Origin of the sequence: Capnocytophaga sp. oral taxon 338 str. F0234 (genome assembly GCF_000192225.1) — a bacterium.
GTDB lineage: Bacteria > Bacteroidota > Bacteroidia > Flavobacteriales > Flavobacteriaceae > Capnocytophaga.
The window spans coordinates 1,146,455-1,163,744 of the sequence record NZ_GL872413.1 but is presented as its reverse complement, the minus strand read 5'-3'; the positions used below and the strand labels follow the sequence as shown (position 1 = coordinate 1,163,744).

General features: G+C 34.8%; 14 protein-coding genes. 4 read left to right on the top strand and 10 right to left on the bottom strand.

Annotated elements, in window-relative coordinates:
- Positions 1-18: 18 nt before the first annotated feature.
- Positions 19-969 carry a hypothetical protein gene (locus tag HMPREF9071_RS05300; protein WP_009745559.1) on the bottom strand — a complete coding sequence of 317 codons (951 nt, stop codon included), beginning with the start codon at positions 967-969 and terminating at the stop codon, positions 19-21.
- 182 nt (positions 970-1,151) lie between these two features.
- Between HMPREF9071_RS05300 and proS the strand changes: the two genes are divergently transcribed.
- Positions 1,152-2,630 (top strand): proline--tRNA ligase, encoded by a 1,479-nt coding sequence (gene proS / locus HMPREF9071_RS05295; RefSeq protein ID WP_009745558.1) that lies wholly within the window; start codon positions 1,152-1,154, stop codon positions 2,628-2,630.
- Positions 2,631-2,685: 55 nt separating this feature from the next.
- Here the strand turns inward: proS and HMPREF9071_RS05290 are convergent, their stop codons facing one another.
- The 7 genes from HMPREF9071_RS05290 to HMPREF9071_RS05260 all read right to left on the bottom strand — a co-directional run bounded on the left by HMPREF9071_RS05290 (position 2,686) and on the right by HMPREF9071_RS05260 (position 11,142).
- A complete protein-coding gene (locus HMPREF9071_RS05290; RefSeq protein ID WP_009745557.1) occupies positions 2,686-4,674 on the bottom strand; it encodes a ComEC/Rec2 family competence protein in 1,989 nt (662 codons plus the stop codon).
- A 56-nt stretch (positions 4,675-4,730) separates the two neighbouring features.
- Positions 4,731-4,922, bottom strand: coding sequence for a hypothetical protein (locus HMPREF9071_RS05285; RefSeq protein ID WP_009745556.1), 192 nt, complete (start codon positions 4,920-4,922; stop codon positions 4,731-4,733).
- A gap of 21 nt (positions 4,923-4,943) precedes the next feature.
- The gene (locus HMPREF9071_RS05280) at positions 4,944-6,530 is read right to left on the bottom strand and encodes an NADP-dependent glyceraldehyde-3-phosphate dehydrogenase (protein WP_009745555.1); all 1,587 of its coding nucleotides are present in this window, start codon (positions 6,528-6,530) and stop codon (positions 4,944-4,946) included.
- 23 nt (positions 6,531-6,553) lie between these two features.
- Positions 6,554-6,736: a CAL67264 family membrane protein gene (locus HMPREF9071_RS05275; protein ID WP_009745554.1), complete on the bottom strand. Its 183-nt coding sequence runs from the start codon at positions 6,734-6,736 to the stop codon at positions 6,554-6,556.
- Between the two features lie 48 nt (positions 6,737-6,784).
- Positions 6,785-7,891 carry a Wzz/FepE/Etk N-terminal domain-containing protein gene (locus HMPREF9071_RS05270; protein ID WP_009745553.1) on the bottom strand — a complete coding sequence of 369 codons (1,107 nt, stop codon included), beginning with the start codon at positions 7,889-7,891 and terminating at the stop codon, positions 6,785-6,787.
- A 17-nt stretch (positions 7,892-7,908) separates the two neighbouring features.
- Positions 7,909-10,410 carry an SLBB domain-containing protein gene (locus HMPREF9071_RS05265; protein ID WP_009745552.1) on the bottom strand — a complete coding sequence of 834 codons (2,502 nt, stop codon included), beginning with the start codon at positions 10,408-10,410 and terminating at the stop codon, positions 7,909-7,911.
- Positions 10,411-10,542: 132 nt separating this feature from the next.
- Positions 10,543-11,142: a DUF4254 domain-containing protein gene (locus HMPREF9071_RS05260; RefSeq protein ID WP_009745551.1), complete on the bottom strand. Its 600-nt coding sequence runs from the start codon at positions 11,140-11,142 to the stop codon at positions 10,543-10,545.
- Between the two features lie 64 nt (positions 11,143-11,206).
- On the opposite strand from HMPREF9071_RS05260, the gene upp reads away from it, so the two are divergent.
- From upp to HMPREF9071_RS05245, 3 genes are read left to right on the top strand one after another with little or no spacing between them, the layout of a single operon-like run.
- Complete coding sequence (upp, locus tag HMPREF9071_RS05255) at positions 11,207-11,863, top strand: uracil phosphoribosyltransferase (RefSeq protein ID WP_009745550.1); 657 nt, start codon at positions 11,207-11,209, stop codon at positions 11,861-11,863.
- A gap of 1 nt (position 11,864) precedes the next feature.
- Positions 11,865-12,644 carry a hypothetical protein gene (locus HMPREF9071_RS05250; RefSeq protein WP_040358036.1) on the top strand — a complete coding sequence of 260 codons (780 nt, stop codon included), beginning with the start codon at positions 11,865-11,867 and terminating at the stop codon, positions 12,642-12,644.
- 25 nt (positions 12,645-12,669) lie between these two features.
- Positions 12,670-14,520: a hypothetical protein gene (locus HMPREF9071_RS05245; RefSeq protein ID WP_009745548.1), complete on the top strand. Its 1,851-nt coding sequence runs from the start codon at positions 12,670-12,672 to the stop codon at positions 14,518-14,520.
- A gap of 103 nt (positions 14,521-14,623) precedes the next feature.
- On the opposite strand, the gene HMPREF9071_RS05240 is transcribed toward HMPREF9071_RS05245, so the two are convergent.
- Together HMPREF9071_RS05240 and rpsO are read right to left on the bottom strand one after the other, a co-directional pair.
- Positions 14,624-16,801, bottom strand: a complete 2,178-nt coding sequence (locus tag HMPREF9071_RS05240) for a polyribonucleotide nucleotidyltransferase (protein WP_009745547.1) — start codon at positions 16,799-16,801, stop codon at positions 14,624-14,626.
- A gap of 136 nt (positions 16,802-16,937) precedes the next feature.
- The gene (gene rpsO, locus HMPREF9071_RS05235) at positions 16,938-17,207 is read right to left on the bottom strand and encodes a 30S ribosomal protein S15 (RefSeq protein ID WP_009745545.1); all 270 of its coding nucleotides are present in this window, start codon (positions 17,205-17,207) and stop codon (positions 16,938-16,940) included.
- Between the last annotated feature and the right edge of the window lie 83 nt (positions 17,208-17,290).

Sequence of the window (17,290 nt, the reverse complement as noted above, 5' to 3'; positions counted from 1 at the left end):
TTCTTTCTAAATTAATAATTAAAAATTCTTTCTTGAGCCTTGGAAACCTCCACTATTTCCTCCTCCATTACTATTTCCTCCCCCATAGTTACTACTCTCATGATAAGAACGGGAACTATTATCATTATTATAGTTATTATAACTCCTTGAATCATAAGAGCGAGTATTATTCTCATGATAAGAACGAGAAGAATTATCATAAGAATTATTATAATTACCATAAGAGTGAGAGGAATTTCGTTCGTAATCATAGTTTTCATAGCGCCTATCATCCCCCCTTCGCCCATAGGTAGGAGAATATTTCCTTCCTCCATAATAATAGTAATTATTCTGGCTATCATAATAATATGGTGAATAATAGTAATATGGTGAATAGTAACCATATCCATAGTAGGGATAATAGTAACCATAGTAAGGATAATAGTAACCATATCCATAATAAGGATAGTAATAACTATCATAGTAACGCCAACTCCAATAAGGATCATAAGATCCTAAAGAGAATCCCCAACTCCATCCACTACGAGGATAATAATAGGAAGAATAGTACCCCCCCCAAGCACCAGCTCCCCAGTAGTAAGGATAATCCCATCCTCCATAACCATTATACACATTTATTGTAGAAGGGCGGGCATTGTCTCCCCATCCTCCATAAGTATTGTAAGAAGGGGCTCTTTGTTCGGTAGGAGTACGATAACCATCCACATTTGTCAAGGGTGTATAAGAGGGAGCTGGACGTTGCGCTTGTCGCTCAAAATCCCTATAGCCAGCTATCTTTTGATTAAGGTGCTCACGATAGCTTTCTGGTTGCTGATAACTTCCTTCTCTGGGTTCATATTTAGGACGAGGAGTTTCATCCCCATAAATACCATCATCATATACCATCCCAGAATAGATACCACAAGAAGTAAATCCTACAAGAGTTAAAAAAACTCCCGTGACATAACGAATAATTGCTGTTTTTTTCATTTTTGTATCCTTTTAAGTTATTGATTCTTATCATACTTCATACTTATCCTCACAAGTGTTAAATTTTCTTAGAGAATAAATATTTTACTTTTTTTGCAAAAAATAAAGAGTATGATAAGTCTGTTTTCAAAATATTTTGTACTTTTGCACAAATATACAATTTTTATGCCAAAGATTTTAGTATGAGTAAAAATTTAACATCAAGAGCAGAAGATTATTCCAAGTGGTACAATGAACTAGTAGTAAAAGCTGGACTCGCTGAGAATTCAGGGGTGCGTGGGTGTATGGTTATTAAGCCTTATGGATATGCCATTTGGGAGAGGATGAAAGATATTTTGGACAAAATGTTCAAGGAAACAGGACACCAAAATGCTTACTTCCCTATTTTTATCCCTAAAAGCTATTTTGAAGCAGAAGAGAAAAATGCTGAAGGTTTTGCTAAGGAATGTGCTGTGGTCACTCACTACCGCCTTAAAACAGATCCATCTCAAAAGGGGAAACTTATTGTAGATCCTGAAGCTAAGTTGGAGGAAGAACTTATTGTACGCCCTACCAGTGAGGCTATTATCTGGAATACCTATAAGAATTGGATACAATCATATCGTGACTTACCTATTCTTATTAACCAATGGGCAAATGTAGTACGCTGGGAAATGCGTACACGTTTGTTTCTCCGTACCGCTGAATTCCTTTGGCAAGAGGGACATACCGCTCATGCTACTCGTGAGGAGGCTATAGAAGAAGCCCAAAAGATGAATGAGGTGTATGCTACTTTCGTAGAACAATATATGGGAGTACCTGTGATAAGAGGTAGAAAAACCGAGGCAGAGCGCTTTGCCGGAGCTGATGATACTTACTGCATAGAAGCCCTTATGCAGGACGGAAAAGCCTTACAAGCAGGAACTTCCCACTTCTTAGGACAGAACTTTGCTAAAGCCTTCGAAGTGAAATATGCTAACAAAGAAGGTGTATTAGACTATGTCTGGGCAAGTTCTTGGGGATCTTCCACCCGCCTTATGGGTGCGCTAATTATGAGCCATAGCGATGACAATGGATTGGTACTGCCACCACTATTGGCACCTATACAGGTAGTCATTGTACCTATATACAAAGGAGAAGAACAACTACAATCCATTCGTCAAAGAATAACTCCTCTCATGCAAGCACTCAAGAAGCATGAAATTACGGTGAAGTTTGACGATGATGACACCCAAAAACCAGGGTTCAAGTTCCACGAATACGAACTCAAAGGGGTACCTATACGCTTGGCGGTGGGACAACGTGATTTAGAAAACAATACATACGAGGTAGCGCGCCGTGACACCTTAACTAAGGAAAGTATCTCTGGAGAAAGAATAGTAGAGCATATAGAAAGCTTACTTACTGATATCCAAAAAAATATATATCAAAAAGCCTTAGCTTATCGTAACTCTCATATCACAGAAGTAAACTCCTATGAGGAATTTAAGGAAATCTTGGACAATAAAGGAGGATTTATATCTGCCCATTGGGATGGTACTGCTGAAACAGAAGCTAAGATAAAAGAAGAAACTCAGGCTACTATACGTTGCATTCCTTTAGATAGGAAAGAAGAAATAGGGACCTGTATCTATTCAGGTAAACCCTCTAAGGGACGTGTTCTCTTTGCAAAAGCTTATTAAAAATATAAAAAATAACTAGAATTAGAGAAAATAATAAAATATTTTCTCTAATTTCCTATTCTAATAAAAAATATCCTTCCTTGTATGTATTATAGAAAGGAATATGATACTTTCTGCATGTTTTCTCCCATTTCTCCATCATGTAAGGGTAATTACTTCCATCAGCAATAATTATCTTAGGAACAGATCCTTTTTCTAAAAATTTCTCTAAGTGAATTTTAGGATTATTTCTAAGTAGAAGATAATCTATAGAATCTGTTTTATCCAGATAAAATTTTTCATCTACTATCACAAAATGTTTTCCTTTAAAAGAAATTATATTTGTAATAGATTTATATTGAAAATGTTTTATATTCCTCTGAGTACAAAAATTCTTTATATATGTTCGTGGTAGTGATATAGTATCCGATAGATAAAATATAGCTTCTCCCCCTTGTTGATGAGAAATCATCGTCTTTTTATATTGTTGATAAACAATAAGCTGATCTATTTTCCTCCTTTCATATTTTTGATAGAAAAGATAACCTTGAAACAAAAGAATAGATATGAGTAATAGGTATAAAAAGCGTATTTTTCTAAAATACAGATATAACACTCCCCATAACATCACTATATAAGAAACAATCAACATTATTTCATTAAAATAAACTCCTGTGATAATCAAATCTCTATAAGAAGCTATTTTTTCAATACTCTTATTCATTAATATAATTATAAAATCATAACTTACCACTAACCAATAAGGTAAAGAGTGAATACTTGACAGAAATACAACAATTATTCCCAAACCCAAAATAATCCCCAAAAAAGGTAGAATAATCATATTAGTAATAAGGAATAAACCTGCAAATTGATGAAAATAATACAAAGATAAAGGAATGATCCCTATCTGAGCAGCGATACTCACTTTTATGATACTTGGAAACAAATTCAGTAATTTATTTTCATAAAACCAATATTTATTAAAAAAAGGTAAGAAGAGTTCAATAGAGAGTACCGCCATATAACTTAACTGAAAACCAACCTCAAAAAGGAACATAGGTTTACACAGAAGAAGTATAAAAGCAGAAAACATTAAACTATCAAATCGAGCTTTGCCATTTCCTATATAAAAAGCCATACTATATCCTCCAAACATTAATACAGACCTCAATACAGAAGCAGATAGTCCTGTTATAAAACTATATCCAAGCAAAATAGTAAAAATAATTGCTATTTTTAATTTCTTTTGTCGAAAAGGAAAAATAAAGTTTATTATCTGGGTAAGTATGAAAGTTATAAGTCCAATATGAAGTCCTGAAATAGCTAAAATATGAACTGCCCCTGCATCAATATAATGCTGATAAGTATCTGTATCAATATCCGAACGAATACCTAAAACTAAAGCTTTTATAATTGCTTTTGAAGAATCGGAAAAAGGATATTTATCCAGAGAAGATGCTAATTGTATTTGTGTCTTCTTTGTCAAAAGAACTATGGAATGTGAATGATTCTCTTCTAACTGATAACAAAGAGGAGTTCCTTGCCAATAAATATATTGGCGACACATATATTTTTTATAGTTAAATTGAGAGGGGTTCTTAGCTTGAGATATAGGAGCAAGACTTGTAAAACATAAAATATATTTTCCCACTATATTCTGGGAAAGTGTATCCTTCAATTGAAGAGAAACTTTCCCTTTCACTCTAAATTGGTCTTCTTTCTGTAAAGAGACTATAATTCTTTTTCCCTTTATTTCTTGTATTGTCCCTGAAAGAATATACTCTGTATTTGGCGAGAGTTTCTGTAGATAATGGTTTTTATTATTAGGCTCATAATGAGCATTATATAATAAAACACCCATTATAAAAGATAATAAAAATATTGATTCCTTTTGAAATTTCTTTATAATATAGAAACAAGCAAATAGGAATACTATCCCTACAAGAGAAAAAATTATGCTATATAAGTAAGATATCACAAAGAATGAATCTTGAAATATAATACCAAGAATCACTCCTAAAAGAATAATAAATAAAGGAAAATTAAATGGATTTTGCCTCATTATTCGTTACTTAAAAATAAAAAAATCAGCCTCCAACAAACTGATTCTTTTTTTATTTACGATTTTCTACATTCTGCTTCATCTGGAAGTCTACCACAAAAACTACAAGGTTCACCTTCTGGGTTCAGATGCGGATTTTGGCTAGCACATGTGCCTGAGAATTTACCACCTTTCTTTGCCCAAATTTTTATAGCCATCCCTATAATACATAGGGTTAAAATAACCAATACAATGATAAATAATTTCATAATATATTAAAACTAAAATTTCTATAAAATATAATCATTATGTACAAAATTAGAAATGCCTGTCTTCAAAAGATTTTCAAGGATTTCATTATTATATTTATTATCTTTTGAAGCTACAAACGTTCTTATAGAGAAAGAACGGAGTGCATCATACACACTAAGTGTCCCTACTGCAGAATCTTTTCTTCCTGTAAAAGGGAATACATCAGGTCCCCTCTGGCATAAACTATTAAGATTCACACGACAGACAAGATTAACTAAATTATCAATTAAAGGAGCTAACGTATAAATATCCCTTCCAAAAAGGCTTACTTGCTGCCCATAGTGAGAATCTGCTATTTCTTGTCGTACCTCGTCTATATCAGAGAAAAAACGAATTGGTACTACAGGCCCAAATTGCTCTTCTTGATATACTCTCATATCAGGTGTAATAGGAGCAAGCACTGCTGGGAAAATAAAGTTCTCACAGCGCTCTCCTCCCTTTCTATTTAATATTTTAGCACCTTTCTCTAAAGCATCATCAATAAGTTCTTGTATATATTGAGGCTTATTTGGTTCTGGAAGAGGAGTAAGTTTCACATTTAACTCCCAAGGATTCCCAAAGGGAAGAGCATCCACTCTCCTGGTAAATTCAGAAAGAAATTCATCCTTAATACTATTATGTACATATATGATCTTCAATGCCGTACAACGCTGTCCATTAAAAGTAAGGGCTCCTGCCACACATTCACTAACAGCTAAATTAATATCTGCATCAGGCAAGACAATTGCCGGATTCTTAGCCTCTAGACCTAAAATTAAGCGTAACCTATTCTTATGTGGATGCTTATCTTGCAAAGCTATAGCCGAATGACTATTCCCAATAAGTGCTAATACATCTACCTTTCCTGTCTCCATAATAGGGGCTGCTATCTCCCGACCACGACCAAAAATAATATTAATAACCCCTTTAGGAAAACAATCTTTAAAAATCTCCAGTAGAGGAGTAATGAGTAACACTCCATATTTAGGTGGTTTATAAATAACTGTATTCCCCATAAGCAAGGCAGGAATTAATAATGCGAAGGATTCATTCAATGGATAATTATAGGGACCTAAGCATAGTACAACTCCAAGAGGTCCTCTACGTATATGAGCGTATATTCCATCTCTTTTTTGAAAACGAGCACTCTCTCTGTCAAGTCTTTTATATTCCTCTATAGTATCATAGATATATTCTATAGTTCGATCAAATTCTTTTTGAGATTCACTAATTGTTTTTCCTATTTCCCACATCATTAAGTGTACAACCTCATCTCGTTTGGTTTTCATTTGCTCAGTAAATCTCTCCAATATTTCTATGCGATCTCTTACTCTCATAGTTGCCCAAAGCCCATTTCCCTTTCCAAAAGCATTAGCAGCAGATTGAAGAGCCTCAAGTGCCTGTTCTTTGCTCAAATGAGGCACTTCTCCTACTAAAGTAGGGGCATACTTCTCTGTAGAAGAAATTGTAGAATATACCTTATCATAGGCTCCATCCCATTGTATAAGCCTCCCATTTATTAAGTAATTTCTATAATATAAAGGCTCACACTCATAAGCCTTAGGTATAGGTTGAAATTCATTCATCTCTAAATCTGATATTTTCCTTATTATACTCTACCTTTTAAAGAATCAAATACCCATGCTATAGCTAAAAAGCCTATCCCCGTAGCAGCAAATCCCCAACCAGCAATATCTTTATAACGAAATATACCTAACCCTAATAATATTAACCCAAAAAAAATCATTATCAAAGTAGCATATCCTAAAACAGAATTCTTATTCAAACTCATAATTAATTCTTTTCAAAATCTATATCTTTTTTAAAATAATTTCTATATTTACTCTTCTACTGACAAAGATCTATTCTTCATAGCTTTCATAAAGTCCTTACCAAAAATAATGCCAATTCCTATTATAATTCCCAAAAAACTCCAAATAGCAATAATCATCCCTTTTTTAGGTTTTGATTTTTCCAAAGGAACACTTACAGGTTCTATAGTAATAAATGCAGGTGTATCTTCTTGTACTTTTATTTTCTGATTTTCAAATTGTTTTGCTAATTCTACATAAAGATTATAAGCTAGGTTATAATCCGATTGTAATTGTGATTGTCGGGTCATAGGAATTGCTGTAATAAGCCCCCTATTACTGTCCTGAAAAGCAGCTAATCGAATTTGTTTCTCCTTAAAAGATTTCTCCGCTTCTTCATATTGTTTTTGAACGAACTCCAACTGCTTTTTTGCTTTGCGTGTTTTGAATTCAATAATTGTCTCTTGTAGATAATTTTTAGCCTGTTCAAGCATTTGTGCCGCTGCCAAAGGATCGTCCATTGAAAAAGAAATACTTACTGTATTATCTTTTTCATTATTAGTAATTTTCAATTGACTTTCCAAAAGTTCAAAAAGACTTTTTTCTTCTGGAGTAAGTTTATAAACTCCTGTTGTGTCCTTTTCTGTTACTGCATATTGTGAAAAATTCTCTTTTTTAGGAGATACTTTATCCACAATAAGAGAAGGCAACCCAATGGTATATTTTCCTACTATATCTAAAAAATTAGTCTTATTATGCTTTTGATAATATTCTTGATAGGTAACAAAATCTCTATTTTCTTGAACTTGAATACGAGTTTGTATCATTTTCTTCTGAAAAGGAATACTTTTAGCGACAATAGCATACAATTTAGGAGAGATTAGTTCAGAAGTTGAAGAATTAATATTAATTCCTGCTAAGGAGGCTAATCCTGATAAATTCCCTGTTGATGAATTACTTTCTTGTGCTAATACTAAAGAGGTTGCTGTATACTCTTTCTTAGAAAATATAGCTATAAAAACACCTATTAGAAAAAATAATATAAAATATTTTAGAATAGTTTTTCTCCCCTTCCATATTTTCTGTAAAAGAGCTATTAAATCTATTTCATCTTCTCTCTGTATTTCTTGATTCATATTCAATGTATTATCAATTACTTAAATGTATTGTATATTAAAACAGCTAAAGTAGCTAAAGCAGTAGTAATACTCACTGTCTCCGTAGTTGAAAGACCTTTTTTCTCTGGTTTCTCTGGTACTATAACTATAGCTCCTGGAGCTATTTTAGGATAACTTCTAAAAAAAAGAAAATGTTTAGTTCCTTTTACATCTCCGTTAGTATACATTACATATACTGACTTTTTCTGTGCTTTATCAGAGAATCCTCCTGCACTATTAATGTATGAACGAGTAGATTTTCCTCTTTCATAACGTACCAATGAAGGTGCTAAGACCAATCCTTTTACTTCTACAGTTTGCTTCTCTGAAGGGACTATAAGTACATCTCCTTCCTTTAAAATAAGATCTTGATAGGAATCCTTATTCTCCATTATCTCTCTAAGATTAATTCCTACACGATATTCTGAGAGTTCATCTTCACTCTCTACATTATTCTCTTTTTTAATACTTTTAACATCTTCATTATTTTCATTTTTACTATTTTCTGAAGTATCTTTAGTTTTAATAACTGATAATTCTTTATCTATTTTTTTAAGTTCATTAAGTTGTTTCTCTTGTGTTTTTTCATCCTTCTCTTTTCCTTTCTTTCTTACTAAAGTAGCTCCTTCTATATAAGCATAAGGAGCAAATCCTCCAGAGCGTTCTATAAGGCTTGAAATTCGTTCTTCTTTTGATAGGATTGCATAGAATCCCGGATAAGTAACCTCTCCTTCTATCTTAACAATTTGTTGAGGAACATATCCTTTTTGATAATGTACTGTTACAATATCATTAGGTTCTAGCTCTATAGTTTCTGTAGTTTTATCTTGAGAGAGAATGACATCATATACTTTACTAATCGTTTTAAAATTAGTATCATTCAATTGTCGTGCTACTTGTAAATGTATATTATCAGCGCCTTCAATAAACCCCCCTGCCATAATTACTAAATCCTCTGGATGCATTCCTTTTGCAAAAGGAATTTTTTGAGGTTTACGTACAGCTCCCTCTATACGCACCATAGGTTTTATACTTAAACTATCTTTTCCATATACATGCAAACTATCATTAGGCTGCAAGGCAACTATTTGTTTTTTACTCAGAATATCTCTCAATGAGAAATGAATACTCTGTCTATCTACCCTATCTACTGTCCTGAAAAGAATAGCTCTATTGAGATAAGCCTCATCACGTATTCCCGCTGCCCTATTAATTAGATCCAGAACCGTCATTCCTTCCGAATAAGCATAATTACCCGGTTGGTATACTGCTCCCGTAATACTAAGTCTGTTATGAAAGATATCTGATAATCTGTGAACTAATAATTTATCTCCCCCTTGCATTGCAAACTCTCCCGCTTCTGTGTAAGGTACCTCTTTTACTTCACGTTTGGCTCCTATTATACGTTCTACTACTAAATTATCTTTATAAGCATTGGATTTAAAACCTCCAAAATAATCTATCAAGTCTGAAAGTTTTTCCCCTTCCTTCACTTCATAAATACCTTCTCTCTTAACAAAACCTATCACTTCTACTTGGTTTTTATAAGGAGGAACAATAATGACATCCTGATCATTCAGATTAATATTTCCTTCCTGAGACCCTTTAAGTAAGAAATTATAAATGTCTAAATGAGCTATTGTTTTTCCTCCACGAACTACTTGTATATTCCGAAAAGAACCATTCTTAGTGGGACCTCCACTAGCATAAAGGGCATTGATAACAGTAGAAAGAGCACTTAAGGAATAGGTTCCGGGAGTTTCTACTTCCCCAATAATATTAACTTTTACAGTACGTATATTAGCTATAGAGACACCTGTATATACCTTAGAATAACTTCCCTCAGGGGCTGAAATTCCTGCATATATTTTACGTAAAGCTGTATTAATTTTTGCTTTTGCTTCTACAAAATTAAGTCCTCCTACATGAATTTTTCCTGCCATAGGAAGGATAATGTTACCCTGATTATCTACCTTTTGTGTAGAACTACTTTCTGCTGCACCCCATACTTCCACCAAAAGCTCATCTCCTGTATTAATAATATAATTCTCAGGAGTAGGTACATTAATACTAGGAGTAAAGGAAATCTTAGGATTTTGAAAAAAATCATATCCAAAAACACGACTTTTCTTTACGGGTGTTAAAGTATCCTTCAATCGTTCTCTTCCTGTACGTCCAAATATTTCTTGTTTAGGAACATTTGCTTTATCTAATGATGTAGCTTTCTTTCCTTTTTGTGAAGATGCTAACATAATACGTTGACGTAATTTATTAATCTGAGAAACAGGGACTCCCTTCACACGAGCAGCTGTTTCCAAATCTGTAAGAGAATATCCTTGTGCTTGCACTTTATCCCAGAAAGCTCGTATTTGCTCATCAGAAAGTTGATCTACATTGATATAAGTCAGTTGTTCTAAGTTAAGATTCTGTATTTGAGCAGATAATTGTGCTGTAAAACTTATACTTAGAAAAAGAAAAAATAATATTCTCCTAATCATTTTCGTTGTTTTAAATCAGAGTGCAAATATACTTCCTTTCTCCGAAAAAATAAAATTTTTTAATGACTTATTATTTTAAGACATAACAAAGATAAATAAAATTAATTACCCATCTCTTGAAAACATATATCATTACATTTTTCTAAGAATAGGATTTAGCTCCTCATCATTATACATTTTCATTTGCTTATATACTTTCATATATTTCTTACCTTCAGCGATGTCAGTAAGGAGTTGATCAAGAGCAAGGGACAAGTCTTCCTTCTGTTCAAGGAGTACCTGTAGCTTCTCTTGGCACTTGGCAATATGCTCAGCAGTAGCATCGGTACGCTCTGTTTCCTGTTGCATGTGATAGATTTTTAGGGCTAATATAGAAAGTCTATCCACTGCCCATGCAGGACTTTCGGTGTTGATAGTTGCTCCTATCCTAGGGATTACGTCCTTATATTGGTGTAGAAAATAGCTATCAATATACTCCACAGTGTCGGTACGATCTTGGTTGGAGGCATCTATTTTTCGCTTGAGCAGCAGCGCTTCTTCGGGATCAATTTTAGGGTCTCGAATGATATCCTCGTAGTGCCATTGTACTGTGTCTATCCAGTTTTTACGGTACAATAGGTGTTCAATAGTCTTGCTATCATACGGATTCTCAAAGGGTTGGTTCACATTATCGACTATATGATAATGCAGGATACTCTCCCAAAAAATGTCATAAGCTAATTTACTAAACATATTCCTTGTTTTATTTGCAAAAATATCGTTATTTTGCGTAATAAAAAAATTTATTTTTAAACAAATGATTATCCACCCCTTTGACCAAACACCTTCCCTGTTTTCAGAGTTTGTTGCCGAACTCAGAAGCGTTGATGTCCAACAGGATAGGATGCGCTTTAGAAAAAACTTAGAACGTATAGGCGCACTCCTAAGCTACGAGATGAGCAAGACGCTCCCCTACCAGACCCAACGGATCACCACCCCACTGGGGGAAAAGGACATTCCCCTGATACAAGATAAGATCGTGGTTTGTTCTATCCTACGCGCAGGACTGGCACTACACCAGGGAATATTGAATTCCTTTGACAAAGCAGACAATGCCTTTATCTCTGCCTACCGTAAACACAGTTCTCCCTCGGAGTTTGAGATTTTGGTAGAGTATTTGGCATCTCCCTCCTTGCAGGACAATATCCTGATCTTAGCCGACCCTATGTTGGCAACAGGACGTTCGTTTGTCAATGTATATAACTCCCTCCAGCCACTGGGCACCCCCAAGGAAATACACCTTTTTGCCGTCATCGGATCCCAACAAGGATTGGAGTATGTCAGCCAACATTTTCCCGAAAGTACCCACCTTTGGATTGCCACTATAGATGACCACCTCAACGAAAACAGCTATATCGTTCCAGGCTTAGGCGACGCTGGTGATCTGGCTTTTGGTGAAAAAATGCAAGGATAGTATGAAACCTCTTACTATTATTCTCATTATCCTTTTAACTTCTTGCCAAAAGAAGCCTCAGATTACTACCAATCAAACAATTACCATAATTGATAACACAAAGATATCTCCTGTCATTAGTACAGAAATACCTATGCAGAAGACTGCTCAAGAACTTGAAAAAGAATCTCACAGTGATAGCATCATCAGGGTAACCAAAGCCAAATATGGAGAGGATTTTGATGGGTATCAGAGGGCTTTACGCCAACATATACTCAACCAAAAAAAAGATAATTATTTAAAAAAAAGTATCTTACAAGAGTTTTACATTCGTGGCATGCTTATTGCTACTTCTGATAGTATCCAGATAGAACTCCCTTTTGACCTACATGGATTTGATTGTGGAGCGCCTGACGGATATACTACTTGGGTACGTTTTAGCTTGCCAAGGAAAAAAGAGAGGGTAGTCTTTCCTAAGAAATTACCTTTTGAGGAGGAACAAACGGGCTTTGAAGAATATCACTTCAAAGACACTTACGAGCTGGTAGAGGCTACAATGAAACACGTTATCTATCACTGTCCTAAGCATAAACGGACCTTAGTTCTTTTCTATGATAGAAGGGCTTCGGGCTTCAATACCAATGCTTTTTACTTTGTAGAGGTTAACCGAAAACAACTTAATGGGAGAAATATCTATAGGGTAGTAGAAGAGTATAACCATAGGAAAAATGAAAATGAACAAATCTTTCCTTATACCTGTACTAAACTAAACACAACGGAGTACGAAAGTTTCATCGACTGATAAAGACACAAATTACTGTACCTTTTTGAAAAAACTATCTATTTTCATAGCTCTTATAGTCTTTTTTTGGTGCCAGTTGCTACTGGCACAAGACACTTTACGTACTAAAGTGATTGAAAACGACTCCTTAAAAGCAAAAGATGACACCCTCTACAAAAAAATAGAACTAAAAACACAGAAGAACAAATTTACTCAAAAAATTCATGAACTTCTTTTCTCTTCAATAAAAGAGGACATACCTTCTGCTCCTATACAGAAAAAGGAGAAACGTCCGTGGAAGCCTTTTCAAGGAAAGATCATTCGTAAAATCTATATAGATACTTATGATCCTTTAGGTTATGATGAACGAGACAATTCCAAGCAACCTGACAAATGGGAACGATTAGGGAATGTTTTCCATAACAAAACAAAAAATAAAGTAATCAAACGGTTACTTCTTTTCAATAACAACATGCCTTTAGATTCTACTAAGGTTACAGAAACTGAGCGAGTATTACGCAGCCAATATTACATACGTAGGGTACGCATTATCCCCTTACCTACCCAAAGTAAGGACTCAGTAGATATAAGTGTATCTATATTAGATAGCTGGAGCCTATATGCTGATGCAGATGGTTCATTAAAACATGGGACAATAAGAGTATTTGAACGGAACTTTTTAGGATATGGACATCAAGTTTCTGCTCGATATAGCCAAGAATTCTCAGGAAATGCACGCCCAAGTTTTGGTTTTGACTATGAAATTCCCAATATTTATGCCAGTACACTTAATACTGCTATAGGCTATTCTTTTGATTTTGACAAACATTACTACAAATACTGGTCACTTACTCGCCCATATTACTCTATATATACACGTTGGGCAGGAGGAATTAATGTATATTCACGTACTTTTGAGGATACTATATTAAAAAGTGATTCCTTATATCATCAAAATTTTAAAATAGCTGGAAAAGGAGTATGGGGGAGTGTGTCTTTTCCTATCTTAAAAAAATATACCCCTACCAACCATATCACAAAATTAGTCTTATCCTTACGGCATTATCAGATAGACTATCTCAAGGCTCCTTCCTCCTTTTTAGATGAACATCATTTTTACTCAAGCAGAGATATATTTTTAGCCTCTATAGGGATTAACTACTTTGGATATGAACAGGATAGGTATATTTTTCGTCATCGAGACATAGAAGATATCCCCATAGGGAAATCCCTGACTTTCCTCTGGGGAGCACAACAGAAACTCGGAAAAATGGAACCCTATCTAGGAGGAAAGATAATGTATGCAGATTATTTTTCTTTAGGTTATTTTTCCGGAGATGTACAGTTAGGAAGTTTTTTTTCTAACAAAGATTACAAACAAACAACCCTCAAATGGGAATTTACTTATTTTTCTCCATTATTCCATTTAGGAAAATGGAACTTCAGACAGTTTGGCAAATGGCGATCTGTAATTGGTCTCTCTCGTATAGATTATGTAAAAGATCGTGTAACCTTGAATGGACGCACAGGTATTATGGGCTTTGATAGTCCCACACTCTCAGGTACACATAAGTCTATTTTCACAGCACAAACTCAATCTTATTCACCCTTTTCCATATGGGGATTCCGTGTAAGCCCTTTTCTGACAACAGATGTAGGATTCATTGGAGAACCTTCCACTTCCTTTTTTAAGGATCAAGTATTCACTAAATTTGGTATTGGTTTCTATATCACCAATGACTATATTCCTTTGGGAAATTTCCAATTCTCTTTCATTTTTATGCCAAGAGTACCTGGAGTAGGCAACGGTATACAGAAGTTTATGGGTATTGGAAACACAGATTTCAGGCTCCCAAACTTTAACTATAGTGTCCCTGAACTCATCCGCTATGAGTAACCTTATATTATAACTTAATTAATAAGGAATTATAAATATAAAAGTACCTTCTCTAGAAAAAGAAAAGGTACTCTAATAAAATCAAAGATATGTACTAAAACTTCTATTTCTTATCTTTCTTAAGGGAAGTTTTATCTTTTTTTTCAGAATGAGGTCTTTCCCTCTTTTCGAGATGCTCAGGACGTGGAAGAAGTGCTTTACGAGATACTCGAGTCTTCTTAGTTTTAGGATCTATACCAAGATATTTCACCTCAATAATATCACCCTCTTTAAGCACATCAGAAGGTTTTTCTACTCGTTCCCATGCTATTTCTGAAACATGTAAAAGAGAATCCTTACCAGGAACGAATTCCACAAAAGCACCAAAGTCAACCAAACGTGCTACTCTTACCTTATAGATTTCTCCTTCTACAGGTTCAAAAGACACATGATATACAGCATCTACAGCCTCTTGGATACCTTCAGTATCAGTACCTAAGATTTCCACTATACCCAATTCACCTAATTCTTCTACTACAATAGTCGTTTTAGTACGTTCTTGTAAGTCTTGGATATTCTTACCTCCAGTTCCAATAAAGGCTCCAATATATTCTTTAGGCATCTCAAGACGAATAATCTTAGGTGCATGTGGTTTTACGGTTGGATTAGGTACGGCTATAGTATCGGTAATTTTACCTAAAATGTACATACGTCCCTCTCGAGCCTGTTCTAAAGCTTTCTCAAGAATCTCATAGGTAAGCCCTTTAATCTTGATATCCATTTGACAAGCTGTAATTCCATCCTTTGTTCCTGTCACCTTAAAATCCATATCTCCTAAATGATCCTCATCCCCCAAAATATCAGAAAGTACTGCATATTTATCACCATCAGTAATAAGCCCCATTGCGATACCTGATACAGGTTTCTTCATTTGAATACCTGCATCCATCAGAGCCAAAGTACCTGCACATACTGTTGCCATGGAGGAAGATCCATTAGATTCCAAAATTTCAGAAACTACTCTTACAGTATAAGGGCAATCCTCTGGAATCATACGCTTAAGAGCTCGTTGTGCTAAATTACCATGTCCTATCTCACGACGAGAAGTTCCTCTGAGTGGACGCGCTTCTCCTGTAGAAAAAGGAGGGAAATTATAATGTAAATAGAAACGTTCTTCGCTCTGTTCAGATGGAATATCTATAACATTAGCCTCACGTGAAGTTCCCAAAGTTACAGTAGCAAGTGCTTGTGTTTCTCCACGGGTAAAAATAGAAGAACCATGAGGAGAGGGAAGGTAGCCTACCTCACACCATATAGGACGTATCTGTTTGGTATTTCTACCATCCAAACGAATATCTTCATTAAGGATAAGGTTACGAACAGCTTCCTTTTGTGCTTTAGAAAAATATTTATTCACTAAAGCGCTATATTCTTCCAATTCTTCTTCAGTAAATAGAGCCTTACACTCTTCCTTTACAGCATCAAACTTGTCATTACGCTCATGCTTGGTAGTATTCTCCTTAGCAATGGCATAGCACTTATCATAGCAAAAATCATATATTTTCTGAGCAACCTCTTTATTCTCCTGAGGTACTTCATAAGCTCGGAGAACCTTCCCTACCTTAGCCTTTAAACGCTCTTGAGCTTCTATCTGTGTTTTGATTGCTTCATGTGCAAAACGAATAGCATCTGCCATATCCTTTTCAGAAACCTCATCCATTTCTCCTTCTACCATAGCGACGAACTCTTTAGAGGCACCTACCATAATATCCATATCAGATTGAGTAAGTTCTTTAGCATTAGGATTTATAACAAATTGTCCATTAATACGTCCTACACGTACTTCAGAGATAGGACCATCAAAAGGAATATCAGAAACTGCCAAACATGCAGAAGCAGCAAGTCCTGCCAAGGCATCAGGCATTACATTTTCATCATGAGACATTAATTGAATCATTACCTGTACTTCACAGTAATATTCTTCAGGAAACAAGGGACGTAGCACTCTATCTACCAAGCGCATGGTAAGTATTTCCTGATCACTAGGACGTGACTCTCTTTTAAAAAATCCACCCGGAAAGCGTCCTGCTGCCGCAAATTTCTCACGGTAATCTACCGTAAGTGGAAGAAAGTCAACTCCTTCTCCAGGTTCTTTATTGGCAACTACGGTTGCCAAGAGCATTGCATTACCCATCCGTACCACTACAGCACCATCTGCCTGCTTAGCCAATTTACCTGTTTCAATGGAAATAGTACGTCCATCGCCAAGTTCAATGATTTCTTTTTTTACTTCTGGAATCATAATTTTTTTTATTAAAATGAAACAAATAGTGTTGTGTTGTATTACGTCTATCCCAATGAAAAACTACTTTTCAAGATTGTAATGGCTTCTTTTCATAAAAAAAGGGGCAAAAAGCCCCTCTTGTTCAATAACAAAACTACTTTCGGATACCTAATTCCTTAATAATAGTACGATATCTTTCAATATCTTTTTCTTTTAGATAATCTAGTAAACGCCTACGCTTACCTACAAGTCTTACTAAAGAGCGCTGTGTATTATAATCCTTACGATTAATACGCATGTGCTCTGTTAAATGATTGATACGGTGCGTAAATAGAGCGATTTGTCCTTCAGCAGATCCTGTATTAGTTTCACTGCCTCCATGCTTTTTAAAAATTTCAGCTTTAATTTCTTTTGTTAGATACATTCCAATATTATTTAAATGATTATTATGTATTTTAAATCGGCGGCAAAGTTAATATATTTTTTTTTTACACACAACATTTATGA